The organism is Flavobacterium psychrophilum (genome assembly GCA_001708385.1).
In the GTDB taxonomy this organism is placed as follows: domain Bacteria; phylum Bacteroidota; class Bacteroidia; order Flavobacteriales; family Flavobacteriaceae; genus Flavobacterium; species Flavobacterium psychrophilum_A.
Window position 1 is genome coordinate 791,323 of record CP012388.1, and the last position, 15,475, is coordinate 806,797.

General features: G+C 38.4%; 18 protein-coding genes. 10 read left to right on the forward strand and 8 right to left on the reverse strand.

Translation table 11 applies throughout. The annotated features are described in order from the left end of the window. Nucleotides 1-191: 191 nt before the first annotated feature. Complete coding sequence (locus ALW18_03315; protein ID AOE51622.1) at nucleotides 192-1,067, forward strand: acyltransferase; 876 nt, start codon at nucleotides 192-194, stop codon at nucleotides 1,065-1,067. Nucleotides 1,068-1,149: 82 nt separating this feature from the next. Then, nucleotides 1,150-2,214 carry an agmatine deiminase gene (locus ALW18_03320; GenBank protein ID AOE51623.1) on the forward strand — a complete coding sequence of 355 codons (1,065 nt, stop codon included), beginning with the start codon at nucleotides 1,150-1,152 and terminating at the stop codon, nucleotides 2,212-2,214. Nucleotides 2,215-2,292: 78 nt separating this feature from the next. Here the strand turns inward: ALW18_03320 and ALW18_03325 are convergent, their stop codons facing one another. After that, on the reverse strand, nucleotides 2,293-2,595 hold the full coding sequence (locus ALW18_03325) for a thioredoxin (GenBank protein ID AOE51624.1): 303 nt from the start codon (nucleotides 2,593-2,595) through the stop codon (nucleotides 2,293-2,295). A gap of 458 nt (nucleotides 2,596-3,053) precedes the next feature. Between ALW18_03325 and ALW18_03330 the strand changes: the two genes are divergently transcribed. Then, nucleotides 3,054-4,631 (forward strand): l,D-transpeptidase YcbB, encoded by a 1,578-nt coding sequence (locus ALW18_03330; GenBank protein ID AOE51625.1) that lies wholly within the window; start codon nucleotides 3,054-3,056, stop codon nucleotides 4,629-4,631. 126 nt (nucleotides 4,632-4,757) lie between these two features. Here the strand turns inward: ALW18_03330 and ALW18_03335 are convergent, their stop codons facing one another. Continuing rightward, nucleotides 4,758-5,285 (reverse strand): glycoside hydrolase, encoded by a 528-nt coding sequence (locus ALW18_03335; GenBank protein ID AOE51626.1) that lies wholly within the window; start codon nucleotides 5,283-5,285, stop codon nucleotides 4,758-4,760. 123 nt (nucleotides 5,286-5,408) lie between these two features. On the opposite strand from ALW18_03335, the gene ALW18_03340 reads away from it, so the two are divergent. From ALW18_03340 to ALW18_03350, 3 genes are read left to right on the forward strand one after another with little or no spacing between them, the layout of a single operon-like run. Continuing rightward, a complete protein-coding gene (locus ALW18_03340; GenBank protein ID AOE51627.1) occupies nucleotides 5,409-5,606 on the forward strand; it encodes a hypothetical protein in 198 nt (65 codons plus the stop codon). After that, nucleotides 5,603-6,088 (forward strand): hypothetical protein, encoded by a 486-nt coding sequence (locus tag ALW18_03345; protein AOE51628.1) that lies wholly within the window; start codon nucleotides 5,603-5,605, stop codon nucleotides 6,086-6,088. The genes ALW18_03340 and ALW18_03345 overlap by 4 nt, the downstream gene beginning before the upstream one ends. 33 nt (nucleotides 6,089-6,121) lie before the next feature. Then, a complete protein-coding gene (locus tag ALW18_03350; protein ID AOE51629.1) occupies nucleotides 6,122-6,397 on the forward strand; it encodes a hypothetical protein in 276 nt (91 codons plus the stop codon). Between the two features lie 44 nt (nucleotides 6,398-6,441). Here the strand turns inward: ALW18_03350 and ALW18_03355 are convergent, their stop codons facing one another. Beyond that, nucleotides 6,442-6,729 carry an antibiotic biosynthesis monooxygenase gene (locus ALW18_03355; protein AOE51630.1) on the reverse strand — a complete coding sequence of 96 codons (288 nt, stop codon included), beginning with the start codon at nucleotides 6,727-6,729 and terminating at the stop codon, nucleotides 6,442-6,444. A gap of 2 nt (nucleotides 6,730-6,731) precedes the next feature. Next, entirely contained in the window at nucleotides 6,732-7,376 is a 645-nt protein-coding gene (locus ALW18_03360) for an NADPH quinone reductase MdaB (GenBank protein AOE51631.1), read from the reverse strand. A 98-nt stretch (nucleotides 7,377-7,474) separates the two neighbouring features. Between ALW18_03360 and ALW18_03365 the strand changes: the two genes are divergently transcribed. Both ALW18_03365 and ALW18_03370 read left to right on the forward strand, forming a co-directional pair. Then, nucleotides 7,475-8,386, forward strand: coding sequence for a LysR family transcriptional regulator (locus tag ALW18_03365; GenBank protein ID AOE51632.1), 912 nt, complete (start codon nucleotides 7,475-7,477; stop codon nucleotides 8,384-8,386). 83 nt (nucleotides 8,387-8,469) lie between these two features. Beyond that, the gene (locus tag ALW18_03370) at nucleotides 8,470-8,901 is read left to right on the forward strand and encodes a hypothetical protein (protein AOE51633.1); all 432 of its coding nucleotides are present in this window, start codon (nucleotides 8,470-8,472) and stop codon (nucleotides 8,899-8,901) included. Here the strand turns inward: ALW18_03370 and ALW18_03375 are convergent. From ALW18_03375 to ALW18_03390, 4 genes are all read right to left on the reverse strand, one after another. Next, complete coding sequence (locus ALW18_03375) at nucleotides 8,898-10,304, reverse strand: hypothetical protein (protein ID AOE51634.1); 1,407 nt, start codon at nucleotides 10,302-10,304, stop codon at nucleotides 8,898-8,900. The two genes, ALW18_03370 and ALW18_03375, sit on opposite strands and share 4 nt — an antisense overlap. Then, the gene (locus ALW18_03380; GenBank protein ID AOE51635.1) at nucleotides 10,291-10,962 is read right to left on the reverse strand and encodes a transcriptional regulator; all 672 of its coding nucleotides are present in this window, start codon (nucleotides 10,960-10,962) and stop codon (nucleotides 10,291-10,293) included. Before ALW18_03380 ends, ALW18_03375 begins: the two co-directional genes overlap by 14 nt. A gap of 62 nt (nucleotides 10,963-11,024) precedes the next feature. Then, a complete protein-coding gene (locus tag ALW18_03385; protein AOE51636.1) occupies nucleotides 11,025-11,816 on the reverse strand; it encodes a PA-phosphatase in 792 nt (263 codons plus the stop codon). A 165-nt stretch (nucleotides 11,817-11,981) separates the two neighbouring features. After that, complete coding sequence (locus ALW18_03390; GenBank protein AOE51637.1) at nucleotides 11,982-13,958, reverse strand: sulfatase; 1,977 nt, start codon at nucleotides 13,956-13,958, stop codon at nucleotides 11,982-11,984. A gap of 337 nt (nucleotides 13,959-14,295) precedes the next feature. Between ALW18_03390 and ALW18_03395 the strand changes: the two genes are divergently transcribed. Both ALW18_03395 and ALW18_03400 read left to right on the forward strand, forming a co-directional pair. Further along, nucleotides 14,296-15,087 carry an aminotransferase class I and II gene (locus ALW18_03395; protein AOE51638.1) on the forward strand — a complete coding sequence of 264 codons (792 nt, stop codon included), beginning with the start codon at nucleotides 14,296-14,298 and terminating at the stop codon, nucleotides 15,085-15,087. Next, a complete protein-coding gene (locus ALW18_03400) occupies nucleotides 15,065-15,448 on the forward strand; it encodes a hypothetical protein (protein ID AOE51639.1) in 384 nt (127 codons plus the stop codon). Before ALW18_03395 ends, ALW18_03400 begins: the two co-directional genes overlap by 23 nt. Nucleotides 15,449-15,475: the final 27 nt, after the last annotated feature.

A 15,475-nucleotide genomic window follows, 5' to 3' on the forward strand; every position in this document is an offset into this window, starting at 1 on the left:
GGCAAATCTGCGTGAGGGATAGTAGCGGCATCCCTGTAGTGCAACGGAAGGATATAGCGGATAGCCCGGCGCGTAATGCAATGGAGCGGCACGCCCAAAGGAATTTTACATTTAAGAAAAGGCTAACAGCGGTATCCCTGAAAAAATAAAACTTTTTGCGTAAATTTGCCCCTCAATTTTTATGTAAAGCCATGAGTAAAGTAAAAGTAGGATTAGTACAGATGAGCTGCGTAAAAGACAGGCAGCCTAACGTTGACAAAGCCATTAGGGAAATTCGGAAAGCTGCTGCCGATGGAGCACAAATTATTTGCCTTCAGGAGCTGTTTACCTCGCTGTATTTTTGCGATGTTGAAGATTATGATAACTTTCAGTTAGCTGAAGCCATTCCCGGCCCGTCTACCGCTGCACTTACCGAAGTTGCAAAAGAACTTGAAGTGGTAATTATTGCTTCGCTGTTTGAAAAACGCGCCGAAGGCCTTTACCATAACACTACTGCGGTTATTGACGCTGATGGTACTTACCTTGGTAAATACCGCAAAATGCACATTCCGGATGATCCGGCATTTTACGAAAAATTCTATTTTACCCCGGGCGACCTGGGCTATAAAACATTCCAGACACGTTTTGCCAAAATTGGTATTCTTATCTGCTGGGATCAGTGGTATCCAGAAGCGAGCCGTATAACGGCGCTTATGGGTGCAGAAATCATGTTCTACCCTACTGCTATTGGCTGGGCTACAGACCAGGATGAAGAAACTAACAAAGAACAATATGACGCATGGCAAATTATTCAGCGTTCGCATGCCGTTGCCAATGGTGTTCACGTAGTGAGCGTTAACCGTGTGGGCTTTGAGCAGGACGGTGCTATGAAATTCTGGGGCGGTAGCTTCGTAGCGAACCCGCAGGGTAAACTACTATACTTAGGTTCTCACTACAACGAAGAGACTACTGTTGTAGAAATTGATACTAAGAAAACCGATCATTACCGTACGCATTGGCCTTTTCTTCGCGACAGAAGAATTGACAGCTACCAGCCGATAACAAAACGCTACCTGGACGAGGAGTAAACTATTTTCGGGTTTTTGAGTTTCGGGTTTCGGGTTGACTGGCTCCTGAATAGTTTTAATACGGTTTCTATACTTATAAATAATGACTTTCGATACACCAACACCCAAACAGCTTGGATTCCATTTTCCGGCTGAATTTGCAGAACAGCGTGCACTTTGGCTTTCATGGCCTCACAAAGAGGCTTCATGGCCGGGTAAACTGCATACTATATACAAGCCTTACTGTGAGTTTATACTTCAGGTATCGCGTCACCAAAAGGTTTGCATTAACGTAGCCGATACTGCAATGCAGCAGTTTGCACTAACGGAAATTGAGAAATTTGCGTCTTCTGTTCCGGGAGCAAGGCTAAATGAAATCAGTTTTTACCTGCACCCTACTAACGATGCATGGTGCCGTGATCACGGTCCCGCATTCTTAGTAAACAAACAAACAGGCGAAAAAGCTATTGTGGATTGGGGCTATAATGCGTGGGGCGATAAATATCCTCCGTATGACCTTGATGATGTTATTCCGACTCGTATTGGGGAGGCTTTAGGACTTAAAGTCTTTCATCCCGGTATTGTAATGGAAGGTGGATCTGTTGAGTTTAACGGCAGAGGCACGTTAATGACTACTACTGCATGCCTGCTTAATAAAAACCGTAACCCGCATCTTAGCCAAAAGCAAATTGAAGAATACCTTACCGAGTACTACGGTGTAGAGCATATTCTTTGGTTAGGAGATGGTATTGTTGGCGATGATACTGATGGACATATTGATGATATTACCCGTTTTGTAAACGAAGATACTGTGGTTACCGTGGTGGAACACGACAAGAATGACGAGAACTACGAACTGCTTAAGGAGAACCTGAAAAGCCTTCATACGATGCGTCTTGAAGACGGCAAACAGCTTAATGTAATTGAGCTGCCAATGCCAAAGGCTGTAATTTATGAAGACCAAAGGCTTCCTGCATCATATGCTAACTTTTATATAGCGAACAAAAGTATTATCGTGCCTACCTTTCAGGATAGTGTAAACGATATTAAAGCTTTAGATATAATTCAATCCTGCTTTAAAGACCGCGAGGTTATCGGCATAGACTCTACGGACCTTATCTGGGGATTAGGTAGTTTCCACTGCCTTAGCCAGCAGGAACCGGTTTAATACAGTAAGCAGTGTTCAGTAATCAATCGTTACAATTATTATATAAGAACCAATTAATTACTGGACACTGTAAACTTATTACTGAAAACTATTTATAGTACGTATCAATTCCTCTTTCGGTACAACACCACTATGCCTCCAAAGCATTTTTCCGTTTTGGAAAAGCATCAAAGTAGGTACTCCCTTCACCTGAAACTGCGGGCTCGACATTAATGCCTGATTTTTATCTACATCTACTTTGATGATCTTTATACGGTCACCAAGGGTATCTTTCACTTCTTTTAGTATAGGTGCCAGCATTTGGCATGGCCCACACCAGGTAGCGAAAAAGTCCACTAATACAGGTTCGGGGCTATTTATAATGGCATTGAAACTATCCATAGTTATAGTATTTTAGGTTTATACCAAATTTACGAAAAAAGCTCCGCCATTATAAACCAACAGAGCCGCACCGCGTTAATTTTTAGTTATAATAAAGTAGTGGTACACGTATGATCGGTTTTTGGAACAGCGTTTCTATCACTTGCTACCGATCCAAATGAAGGGTTACTTAACGAAGCGGATCTACAATTGTGGCCTCGCCGTTGCTCTCTATATAATAAGCCGCATGCGATAGGCAGCCGGTATACATTTGTTCTATTTTCATGATATATTCCTTTAATGACAAAGGTAAAATTACAGCTCTATAGCCCGTAAACTATGACAATTGTCAGTTTCGATCGCGTATTTGTAATCTGTTAAGGGATAATCACAATTGTTAGTTAAACTACCTGTCTGTTGCTATATTCGTTATCGTTCTAACAAAATATTTCTTACTTTTATTAAAAACATAAAACAACATGAAAAGAATAAATTTAGTATTAGCCATAGTGTTGGGATGCCTGCTAACAACGGTTTCCTGCAAGAAGAAAGACGGAGAGGTTAATGCCAATACCGAAGTGCACGACCATGATGATGCAAGTATACCTTTGGACACTACGCAGATCGCTTCATTCTTTACTAAACATGCAGAGTTTAAAGAGTTTGAAAAAGATGTAAGAAAATTGTATTCTAAGCACAACCATTTTATATGGCACGATAGAGGTGGGCTTATTGAGTTTGCCGATGTATTGCATAACAGGGTAAACCAGATGGATAATGAAGGGCTTGAATTAAAGATTCCGTACAAAGAACAACTGAACGACATTTTTGATAGCCCTAAAAGTAAGCCGGATACCGAAAGTGAATTGCTTATAAGCTCATTATACTTTTATTACACCAAAAATGTACTTGAAGGCCTTGATAAAAGTAAAAGCCAGCAAACAGGATGGTATCTGCCACGTGAAAGGGTTGACTATGTAGCGTATCTGGACACGTTAATGCAGGACCCTAAGCTTATTAAGCAGGACAAATCTGAAATGTTCAGTCAATACTATAACCTTCGCAAAGGATTACAGAAATACCGCGAAATTGAGAAAAAAGGCGCATGGGGAACTATTGCCCTTGGTGAAGGTGTAAAATCACTTAAAGAAGGTGATTCTGCTGCGGCTGTGGTTCAGATACGAAAAAGATTAGCTCTTGAGGGTTATCTTAAAAGTGATTCTGGAAAATCGGTTTACGATAGTGAACTTGCCGAAGGCCTGAAAGCCTATGAGCAGAAACACAACCGTGAATTTGACGGTAAGATAGGCCCGGCTATGGTAAAGGAACTTAATATGTCTATAGGCGACCTTATTAAAGCCATTACTGTTAATATGGAGCGTTGCCGATGGATATCGCCTAAAATGGATCAGGCACCGGAAGTTATAGCAGTTAACATACCTTCATACCGATTGGTATATTATAAAAAAGGCAAACCTGCTTTCACCTCTAAAGTTGTGGTTGGTAAAGAACTGAATAAGACAGTTGTTTTCAGCGGGCAGATGAGTTACCTTAATTTTGCACCGTACTGGAATATACCGACCAGTATATTAAATAAAGAGATTAAACCGGGTATTGCAAAAGACCCTAATTATCTTTCTAAACATAACATGGAGTGGGTAGATGGCAAACGTGTACGCCAGAAACCGGGAGGACAAAACTCTTTAGGAAAAGTAAAATTCATGTTCCCTAACTCAAACAACATCTATCTTCACGATACACCCGCTAAGAGTTTATTCAATAAAGATGACAGGGCATTTAGTCATGGTTGCGTACGTGTGGAAAAAGCACGTGACCTTGCCATCATGATTACAAAAGAAGATGGCAACTGGACAGAAGCTAAAGTTGATAAAGCCATGAATGCCGGAAAAGAAAGCACTTACAGCCTTAAGAAAAAGATTCCTGTATACATTGCTTACTTTACAGCATGGGCCGATGAAAACGGAAATGTTTCTTTCTATGAAGATATTTATAAACGTGACGAAAGGCTTGCAGGCTTATTATATGCGGCTAAATAGTAGAAGAGTTTCAGGGCCGAATTATCTTACTTATAACTATAATATTGATTACACATAAAAAAACAGGTTATTCCGAAATGGATAACCTGTTTTTTTATATAATATGAGACTTCCATCCAAATCCAACTATAATTCAAAAGGATCTATACATTTATAAAATCTCCTGGTATACATATCAGATCCTAATTCGCTAATCGTAACTGCCATTTCTTTACCTGAAGAAGCATGAATAAATTTCGATTTCATTCCTTTAGCCTCAGCAACTATACCCACATGCCCAACCGATTTGCTATCACGATAGCCGTAAAACACCAGAACATCCCCTACTTTAAAATCTTCCGGTTTTAAGGCTTTTCCAAGTTTGGTAAACCCCGATGAGCTTCTTGGCAATTCTATATTAAAATGTTTATAGACAAAGTTTACAAAACCGGAGCAGTCAAAACCTTTTTTAGGGTCACCCCCTGCATAACAGTATTTGGTACCCATATACTTTTTAGCAAATGTAAGTACCTCATCACGCTTCGCTTTTTCGGCAGTGGCTTTAGTATCGGTAATCTCTGATTTGTTTTCCGGCAGTGGCTTTTTGTTTTCGGCACGGCAAAAAACAAAGGTCGCAGCAAGGGTTAAAAGCAATGGTATTTTGTATAATTTCATAGGCTTAGCTTTTTACAAAGACTGCAAAGTAACCAAAAACTACGCCATTATCGGCAAGGTCTTGTAAATATCTGTAAAACTTTATATGTTGGACAAAGTGAAAATTTTGTTAAAACAAAAGAAATGAAGAACGGAAAAATTTTAACCTTAAGCATTGCAATTCTGGCTTTTGCACTGCTGTCATGGGTATTTACGCAGGCTTTCCATCTGCTTTCTGCACCATCAGATGTATCTGTTATTGGAGGAATTATCTTATTATGTGCCTCCTTTTTAGCCTGTGTTAAATTATTTTCTTACCTATTAAAAAACTATCTTAAATGAGATCTAAAATTATCTATGCCGTTAGCGGACTATTCGCCTTTATTTTTATTCTTTTATTATTTAACTCTTGTAACGAACGTATTGATGCCGGTTATGAAGGTATACTTGTGAAACTATATGGATGTGATAAAGGAGTTCAGGATTTGAGCCTGGTTACGGGGCGTGTATGGTACAATCCTTTTACCGAAGATGTATATGAATTCCCTACCTATGTACAAACTATAAACTATTCTGCTTTTACAGTAAATGCAAAGGACGGATCTGTCTTTACTGTAGACCCTACACTTTCATTTAAAGTAAAAGACGGATATAGCCCTGTAATCTTTAAAAAATACAGGAAAGATATTGCAGAAATTAAAGAAACAACCCTGTTTAACTACATTAAGGATGCCTTTCGTATTGAATTTAATAAATACACAACAGATAGCATTATAAGCAACAGGGAGAAGTTCGAACATTCCATACAAACTAATATGGGTTAGCTATTAGATACCGAAGGTTTCCTTTTAGAGCAAATGACAAGCGGCATACAATATCCTGAAGCTATTACTCAGGCCATTAATGATAAAAATGCTGCTGTTCAACAGGCAATGCGTGTAGAAAACGAACTTAAAATTGCCCAGGCAGAAGCAAGAAAACTTATTGTTTTGGCAGAGTCTGAAGCAAAAGCCAACGAACTTAGAAAACAGTCGCTTAATGCATTACTGATACAACAACAGTTTATAGAAAAATGGGATGGTAAAACCGCCATATATGGCAACGCCCCCGCTTTCTTTAAGAGTGTGCAATAAATTAAAGGGGCGCTATAAAAATTATAGCGCCCCCTTTAATTCCTTTAAATCCTATCGGTTATATAAATTGCAGGCGTCTCTGCAAGTAAAAGTGCGGCATCTTCCTTAAATTTAAGTACATGCGCCGTAATGTTATGTTGTTGCAGCTTTTCTACATCCTGCCATATTTCATGAAAAATAAACACATTTGGTTCATCGGCGGCCTGATGCAAATCATATTGAATGCAGGCTGCTTCCTGAGTTGATCCTGCTACAAGCTCTAAAAGCACAGCTTTCATTTCTTCCGATTTACCGGGCAGGCTTTTTATTATTGCAGTTACATTAACACTCATAATTATTGAAAAATTTCAGTGTTTTTAGCAGCAAGTCCACTATTGGTCGCTTTCGCTGAAAGAAACAGAGTAGTTAAATGCTCGTTGTACAATTGAAGGTCGCGCGGCACATCGGCATTTTTCTCTATATCATGAAAATGCATTGACGGAAGCGGTTCCATACCGGTAAAGGCATTCATGCGGTGGAAACCAAACAATGGCCCGTCGTCAACACTACGTTCATTAAAAAACTCTCCCGGAAGCGTAAAGGCTTCTTTTGGCGCATTCCATGAAGTGGTAAGCATATATTTACGTCCGTGCATTGTTCCGCCTGTTCCGTAGTTAATGGCAGGATTAGCGGACGAACGTCCGTCGCTGTTGTAAATTCCTTTGGTATGGCCTTCAGTAAACACCACATCTATATATTTCTTAAAGTTGTGCGGTAATTGAAACCACCAGATTGGCGTATGGTAAATAACCACATCCGCCCAGACGTATTTAGCAACCTCTTCAACCGGATCGTAGCCATTACTGGTAGTAGTTATCTTCACTTCAAAATCTTCATTATTAGTAAAGAAATCAAGGGTTTGTGCTGCGACCGTATCGTTGAATTTTCCTCCGGAATGGCCAAAATCCTGACCGCCATTGATGATGAATATCTTTGTCATAATTGTATCTTATATTTTATGATACAAATTTACGGCAGGATATACTATTATAAAAATAAGATAATTTATAACTTTGCATCATAATTATAATAGTTAGCATGGTAAATTTAGAATGGTATCGCACATTTAAGGCCGTATATAAAACCGGAACCTTAACAGGAGCCGCTCAGGAGTTGTTTATTTCGCAACCCGGGGTCAGCCTGCATTTAAGTTCGCTGGAAAGTTATACCGGATACAAACTGTTTGACCGTAAAGACCGGCGCATGGCTCCTACCGAACGTGGTAAAGCCCTGTATAACTTTATAATAGATGCAATGGTTAAGCTGGAAGAAGCTGAGAAACACTTTCAGCGAAGTACTGAAAAACATACGCCAACCATTAGTGTAGGTATGTGTTTTGAGACCTTTCAGATCACTTTGGAACCTTATATTGCCACATTGCCATTTAATGTTATTATTCAGTTTGGAGAATATCCTGAGATGGTAGAAAACCTTGAAAAAGGAATTCTTGACCTGATAATTACACCACAGATGGCTGTAAGCAAAGATGTGGACTATGAAGCCTTTAGTAAAGAAACCATTGTACTTGTTGGCGGCAACGATATTGATAAAGATGCATTAAATATTGTAGCAGCCCTTAACGATCGTAACGCTCTCGAAGACTGGCTGAAACAACAAAAGTGGTATGGCACCACCGGAGATATGGAACATTTGCGCCGCTTTTGGCAACTTAACTTTAATAAATATCCCGATTTCAGGCCTAACTATATTGTACCCAACCTTAACTCAATTGTTCGTTGTCTTAGCAGTGGTATTGGGCTTGCCGTGATACCCGACTTTTTATGCCGACGCGAAATTGAAAGCGGACAGATTCAGCTGATATGGGAGGGCGAGCCAAAGCTTACGAACACACTGCATTTTGCCACCCGCAAGAAAACTTTATATGCCGACGAGATAAATGTTATTAAAAACATCTTTAAAGGAGAAACGGTACTTGCCGGGGTGGTTTAATACTATGTATCTTAACCTGTTCTTAACTGATGCACACGGATTAGTTTGCTATTTTTATGTAGTAAACATTAAACTAACCAATTATGAAAGGTACTTACATAGCAGAAACATCTGTAACCATTGACGCTCCTGCCGAAAAGGTATGGAAAGCACTAACAACACCTGAACATATTGCCAAATATCTTTATGGTACCAAAGTAACATCAGATTGGAAAGAAGGTAGCCCAATTGACTACAAAGGTGAATATGAAGGAAATGAATACTATGACAAAGGCGTTATTAAAACTTTTGAGCCAAATAAGGTCTTCGCGTCTACGTATTGGAGCTCTATGGGCGGTAAAGAAGATGAGCCCGAAAATTATAACCTGGTTACCTACACCCTTGAAGAAGGCGGCGACAAAACCCTGCTTACAATTACCCAGGATAATATAGCCACCGATGAAGAAAAACAGCAGATGATTACTAACTGGAATGGCGTACTAGCCGAATTAAAAATTGTTGCCGAATCGATCTAGCGATTAGTATTTTGAAAAAAACGAAGAGTTACTGTGGTGCCTGTACCTTTAATACTCTGAATATCAATATTGACATTAAGTATGTCACACAAACGCTTTACAATAGACAATCCTAATCCGGTACCTTTTACATTGCTATGTTCTAATGCCTCTGAGCGGTAAAACTGACCGTAAATCTTATCTAAGTTAGCTTTAGCGATACCGATACCGTTATCAACAATTATACAAGTTGTTATGTCACTGGTAGAAGAAAGTAAAATGGTAAGCAATCCATTATTATGAGAATATTTTACGGCATTAGATAGTAGATTTTCAATAATAAGTGCAGTCATTCCGCTATCTGATACTATCTCAAAATGTTCGGCAACATCAAAATCAATAGTCAGGTTTTTAGCCTCTATTTTTGGCGAATACCGTTCAAGACTCTGCAATATCACTTCATCTAAATTTATCTTTTGAGGGATTGACGCCATTTTTTGATGTTCATATCTGGCAAGAAGTAATAATTGATCTACCATATTGGCAAGACGGTTCACTTCACTTATGCAGTACGCTATTTTTTCGTTGTATTCTTCGACGGTACGCGGTTTACGAATAAGTACTTCCAATGTGCCTTTTATTGCGGCAAGAGGTGTGCGCAATTCGTGTGATGCATCAGAAGTAAATTGTTTTTCCCTGGTAATAGCACTCTCTACCCTTTCTAAAAGTGCATTTATAGCGGAGGATAGTATATATAATTCATCTTTCTTTTTTGGAAGAGCAATACGTTCATCAAAATTATTGTCGGTTATATTACGTGTTGTAGTTATAATATCGAGCGTAGGTTTAATGCTACTCCCTGCAATTACCATTGTAATGAAAGATAATATCATCAAAACTAACGGGTAGGCAACCAATAATACCCATAGTAAATTATCGAGTACCATATGTGGTTGTTCTACAGACATGCCTATTATCACATACCCTTTTAACGATCCCTTAAAAAATAAACGTGCCTGCAACTGCCTTACGGCAATCCCAGCAACTGTAGTATCGTAATAGTTCTCAGAACGCTTGTCGGTATACAAAACTAAATTTTCTCCTTTGAGATTAGGTGATTTTTCAACAGTCTTTCCATCTGTATCAAATACCTGTACAAATACAGGATTGATTATTATCTCTTTATGCTCACTTTCATCCCATTCGGCTTTGTCTACAAGTCCTTTAAATTCCGTTTGATTTTCAACAAAAGAAGTATGTAGATTAACTTCTATCTGCAAATCGTCATTAATGTCTTTATTTACAGAGTACGATACTATTCTGTAAATAAAGACAAATACAATAAGTATCAGTAAAGCACTGCTTAAAAGGTTATACAGGGCTATCCTGTTTTTTATTGATGATGACTTTTTAATCGATTTCATTCGCTATATATCCTACACCACGTATGGCTTTAATATAATTTTCATCTTTTGTAAGCCCTAGTTTCTTACGAATACCATTTATAAAAACATCAATTACACCTGTATCATAATTAAAATGAATATTCCAAACTTGTTTAATAATTTCGGTGCGTGTACAAACTGTGCCTTTATTTTTTAGCAAAAATTCTAAAAGAGCAAATTCTTTTTGTGTTAGTATAACCTCATCGTTATTATAAAAAACCTTATAAGTATCGGTTCTTAAAGTAATAGGCCCTAAGGTATATTGCGGTTTTTCTTCGGTAACGTTACGTAACTGAACCTTAATACGTTCCAGTAATTCTTCAAAACTAAAAGGCTTTTTTATATAGTCGTTTGCACCAGCCTGAAGACCAACAATAGTTTCCTGAACGGTATCTTTAGCAGTAAGAAAAATTATAGGCGTTGTTTTATTAGACTTGCGTATTGTTTTGCAAATTTCCAGCCCGGAAACTTTTGGCAGCATCCAGTCAAGAAGAATAATGTCAAAATGGATTTTAAGCGCAGCAACCAAGGCATTATCGCCTCCGGATTCTACCGTAACGCTATAACCTTCTTCTTCAAGCCCCTGTTTAATAAAATTTGAAATGCCTATTTCATCCTCGACAACAAGTATATCCATCGCCTAATTTTTATTAAAGTTATATAATTTACTTAAGTTTTATCGGTTGCCACTCAAATTTTTCAAAACTGTACAACTACCGAACATCCAAACTGGTTTCCGTTATAAAAAGGCGCTATTGCAGTTTTATATTTTAGGTTTTCTGTACTTTTTTTACCAAAAAGAACTTTACTAATATGTGGCTGAAGCCAATAAGCTATCTTGGTACTTAATATACCTATACCTGCGCCGGCAGCCACATCGGTAATCCAGTGCCTGTTATTGTATATCCTGAACAAACCCGTACCTGTGGCAACTGCATAACCCGCTATACCATACCAAACCGACTTATCTTTATATTCCTGCCATAAAAATTCGGCACCGGCAAATGCTGTAGCGGTATGACCCGAAGGAAATGAATTCTTGGAACTACCATCCGGCCGATCAACTTTGCAGATAGATTTAAGGCTAAGTACTGTACTGCTCATTATAAGATATGACGTTGCCATTATAACCGTACGGTCTTTAAAATTATGCTTGCCCTGTATTCCCATGGCATTTAAGGCATATACGGATACCATTGGTGCATATTGCGAAAAGTCATCAATAGATGTTTGCTCATCTATATCCTCCTTAACTTCTTCGCGCATTTGCCTGTTTAATCCGATAAGGGTATGGCTCTCTAACCCTACCACGCCATACCCAATAAGTACAGATGGGATGATTAGCTGCTTAAAACCAAAATGGTGATTGTTTGTTTTATGTAAAGTGTCAGCTATTGACCCTAATAAATCTTTTGCTATTGAATCTGTTTTAACCTGTGCGTTAAGCAACATTGTACATAGCATCGTTAGTAATAAAAATTTCGCCTTCATAATATAATATAGTATAGGGGGTGATAGCATGCCCTCACAGCACGCATAGCGTAATTTTTAATTCATACTATTATATTTATTGTTATAATTAAGAGGTGGGATTACAGACTTGAGGCATTTATATAAACATGCCTCAACATTAATTCCAGCATTTCAATAGTTATGTTACTCTTTTAAAAGTTTATGACTAAATAAATAATCGGCGGTCTGATACCAGGAGATGGCCTCTTTAAGAAATTCATTTTCTATTTTCTGAGGTTTTAGGCTATTGGTTGAAACAGAATATGTGTAAAAATTCTGTTTCTTCTGATCTGAAAGTATCATAACTTTATTCTTTTTCATAAGAGTCAGCTTTCGGTAAGTACCCATTAAAGCTCTCTCTGTAAAATCGGACTGAAGTACATCTTTACCATAAAAATTAGAGGTATAATCCCAATTTATAAGCGAGAATAGTGTTGGGAAAATATCAATTTGCGAACATTGCTTTTGTATTTTCTGATTAATGCTATCGGGCAAATTGTAAATCATCGCGGGAATATGGTAGTTGGCGACATCAATTTCATCTTTACCTGCACTGCTGGCACAATGGTCGGCAACAATAACAAAAACAGTATTTTTAAACCATGGTTTTGCACGCGCCTGTTCAAGCATCTTTCCAAGGGCGAAGTCGGCATATTTAACTGCACCATCCCTACCTGTACCCGAAGGTATATCTATTTTATTATCGGGATAGCTATACGGCCTGTGATTAGAAGTCGTCATTACGAAATTAAAGAATGGTTTGCCTTCTGTGTAATAGGTATCGGCAACCGAAAGCATTTTATTATATATATCTTCATCGCAAACGCCCCAGGCATTTTCAAAAGTTACCTCATTGTCCTCAATATTATTTCGGGCAGCTTTGATATCGTCATTAAGCACACTCCCCCTGCCCCGGTCGTAAATTGTAAATCCGTTGCCTCCAAAATAGCTATTCATATTATCAAAGTAACCGTCTCCGCCATAAAAGAAACTATTATCATACCCCCTGTTTTTAAATACAGTTGATATTGTAAATAGATTGTGATTGTCCGGACGCTTAACAATACTTTGTCCGGGTGTTGGCGGAATGCAGAGTGTAACCGCCTCCATACCACGGACAGTACGTGTACCTGTAGCATAAAGATTAGAGAATAATATACTGTTCTGCGCAAGGTTATCCATATATGGTGTTATGTTTTTATTGTTACCAAACTCAGTCATAAACGCGGCACTCATACTTTCCATCAGGATAAATACCACATTAGGCTTCAACACATTTCCTGTTTCGTCAACTTTTCTTTTAATGGAAAGGGTGTTGTTTTCAAAATGACTATTCGTTTCGCTCAAATTTTTACGAGCAACATCAAACGCATCTTTATTATTTACAGTGGTATAAAAATCAGTGTAATCCATACGGTTGTTACGAAATTCGGCAAAGAAGGAATAAATTCCCGATTTGGATATCTCATTGTTATAACGATTAGCAGACCACTCGGCATCGGTATTCTTAACAAAACCAATAAAAAAGAACATAACTGCAAGTCCCAATCCTAACGCTGCAGCCCTTTGCCCGAGTGATATACCATTTGAAAATGTATGTTTAAAAACCTGTTTTTTAAATAACAAAAACACAATTAACGCCGTTGTAAGTAACACTACGCCTACCAACAATGGCAACGGATAAGACTCCCGTATATTACCTATAACCTCGTGGGTATAAATAAGATAATCTACAGCAATAAAGTTAAAACGTGTTCTAAACTCTTCCCAAAAAGTAATTTCAGCAAGAAAAGTGAACATCAATATGAAAAGTGTCAATGCAAAGAAAAATAGGGTAAGCACTTTATCCAACCATGAACCTATAAATCGATTTGGAACCATGGCAATGTAAAGTAATGCCGGAAAAACTATAAAACTGGATGTACCCATATCGAAGAACAGACCTGTAATAAGTGTTCGTGTAAAATTGATCGGATTCCAAGATACATCTGTAGCCTGCCAAAAGAAAAATACCACTCTCAACAACAAGGATAGCAGTATGTATAATTTTAAAAACGTAAGTAATAAACTTAGCCTCTTTGAAGGATGAATTTTTAATTTTATTAAGTCTCTTTTGTTCATGATCGTAACTTTGTGTTACAAAATAACGCCCATCAAAAATTAAAATTGAATAACAAGATCAGTCTTAAGCGAATCTTAAGAATGGAAAAATAAAATTGAAATGTAAAATCTATGGTTGACAGCTATAAATATGATAATGCACTTTTATACAAATTCACTCAAAACCGCAAAGTGCAATATTGTTTTTTAATCCACTAATTTTCAACACTCTGACTACCTCTAATTTTATGCAGCAAAATCGCGTTTTGAGAGCAGAAAGTGCAATATTAAATTGCTGTTTTAGTGGGTAAAAATCGGTATATTTACACTTCAATAAAGCTGAAACAGCCCGTAATATATGGATAAACCACATTTGCGTACGGTTAACGTTACGCGCTATCTTACCCCTCTTCGGGAAGGCGGCTCCCTGCCTGCTCTCGCCGAAGCTGACGATGAATATAAATATGTATTGAAATTTAAGGGCGCCGGTCATGGCACAAAAGCCCTTATAGCCGAACTTATAGGCGGTGAAATTGCCAGGGCTCTGGACCTCCCGGTTCCTGAACTGGTTTTTGCCAACCTTGACGAAGCTTTTGGACGAACAGAGGCTGACGAGGAAATTCAGGACTTACTGCAAGGCTCACAAGGACTTAACCTTGCGCTGCACTACCTTTCGGGTGCTATAAACTTCGATCCTGTAGTTACGGCTGTAGATGCTAAAATGGCATCGCAGATTGTCTGGCTGGACGCTTACATTACCAATGTAGACAGGACATTCCGTAACACTAATATGCTGATATGGCATAAGGAATTGTGGCTTATAGACCATGGTGCAAGTCTTTACTTCCATCATTCTTTTGACGATCCTATCGGGCACGCTAAGAGTCCGTTTGGGTTGATAAAAGATCACGTACTGCTGCCACAGGCATCACTTTTAGAAGAAACTGATACCGAATACAAAGCTATTTTAACGGAAGAAAAAATACGCGGCATAGTAAACCTTATACCCGACGAATGGCTTCATTGGGAAGAACTTGAAAAATCGCCATCAGCCATCAAAGAGGTGTATGTAAGCTTCTTAAAGACCCGTTTAGAGAATTCTGCAATATTTGTAAAACAAGCTACCGATGCAAGAAAAGCACTTATATGAGTATGCCGTTATTCGCGTGGTGCCAAGGGTAGAACGCGAAGAGTTTGTTAATGCAGGTATAGTTGTATTCTGTAAAAGGCAGCGGTTTATAAGGGTTTTGTTTACTATAGATGAAGCCAAATTAACCATGCTATCGCCTGAGCTTGATGTAGATCAGATACGCCTTAACCTTGAATCGTTTCAGAAGATCGGACAAGGCGCTAAAGATGGCGGCCCTATTTCGCGCATGGAAGTTCCGGAGCGTTTCAGGTGGTTAACAGCTGTTAGAAGTTCTGTAATCCAAACATCAAGGCCACACCCCGGTTTATGCGATAACCTGGAAGACAGGGCACAAAAGCTATTTGAAGACTATGTAATGTAATATTTGTCCTGAAATACCCTGTTAGTT

What these genes read in the sequence shown, in the direction of transcription:
- ALW18_03315 (AOE51622.1), top strand. Translation starts at nt 192, where the DNA reads ATGAGTAAAGTAAAAGTAGGATTAGTACAGATGAGCTGCGTAAAAGAC.
- ALW18_03320 (AOE51623.1), top strand. Translation starts at nt 1,150, where the DNA reads ATGACTTTCGATACACCAACACCCAAACAGCTTGGATTCCATTTTCCG.
- ALW18_03325 (AOE51624.1), bottom strand. Translation starts at nt 2,595, where the DNA reads ATGGATAGTTTCAATGCCATTATAAATAGCCCCGAACCTGTATTAGTG.
- ALW18_03330 (AOE51625.1), top strand. Translation starts at nt 3,054, where the DNA reads ATGAAAAGAATAAATTTAGTATTAGCCATAGTGTTGGGATGCCTGCTA.
- ALW18_03335 (AOE51626.1), bottom strand. Translation starts at nt 5,285, where the DNA reads ATGAAATTATACAAAATACCATTGCTTTTAACCCTTGCTGCGACCTTT.
- ALW18_03340 (AOE51627.1), top strand. Translation starts at nt 5,409, where the DNA reads ATGAAGAACGGAAAAATTTTAACCTTAAGCATTGCAATTCTGGCTTTT.
- ALW18_03345 (AOE51628.1), top strand. Translation starts at nt 5,603, where the DNA reads ATGAGATCTAAAATTATCTATGCCGTTAGCGGACTATTCGCCTTTATT.
- ALW18_03350 (AOE51629.1), top strand. Translation starts at nt 6,122, where the DNA reads ATGACAAGCGGCATACAATATCCTGAAGCTATTACTCAGGCCATTAAT.
- ALW18_03355 (AOE51630.1), bottom strand. Translation starts at nt 6,729, where the DNA reads ATGAGTGTTAATGTAACTGCAATAATAAAAAGCCTGCCCGGTAAATCG.
- ALW18_03360 (AOE51631.1), bottom strand. Translation starts at nt 7,376, where the DNA reads ATGACAAAGATATTCATCATCAATGGCGGTCAGGATTTTGGCCATTCC.
- ALW18_03365 (AOE51632.1), top strand. Translation starts at nt 7,475, where the DNA reads ATGGTAAATTTAGAATGGTATCGCACATTTAAGGCCGTATATAAAACC.
- ALW18_03370 (AOE51633.1), top strand. Translation starts at nt 8,470, where the DNA reads ATGAAAGGTACTTACATAGCAGAAACATCTGTAACCATTGACGCTCCT.
- ALW18_03375 (AOE51634.1), bottom strand. Translation starts at nt 10,304, where the DNA reads ATGAAATCGATTAAAAAGTCATCATCAATAAAAAACAGGATAGCCCTG.
- ALW18_03380 (AOE51635.1), bottom strand. Translation starts at nt 10,962, where the DNA reads ATGGATATACTTGTTGTCGAGGATGAAATAGGCATTTCAAATTTTATT.
- ALW18_03385 (AOE51636.1), bottom strand. Translation starts at nt 11,816, where the DNA reads ATGAAGGCGAAATTTTTATTACTAACGATGCTATGTACAATGTTGCTT.
- ALW18_03390 (AOE51637.1), bottom strand. Translation starts at nt 13,958, where the DNA reads ATGAACAAAAGAGACTTAATAAAATTAAAAATTCATCCTTCAAAGAGG.
- ALW18_03395 (AOE51638.1), top strand. Translation starts at nt 14,296, where the DNA reads ATGGATAAACCACATTTGCGTACGGTTAACGTTACGCGCTATCTTACC.
- ALW18_03400 (AOE51639.1), top strand. Translation starts at nt 15,065, where the DNA reads ATGCAAGAAAAGCACTTATATGAGTATGCCGTTATTCGCGTGGTGCCA.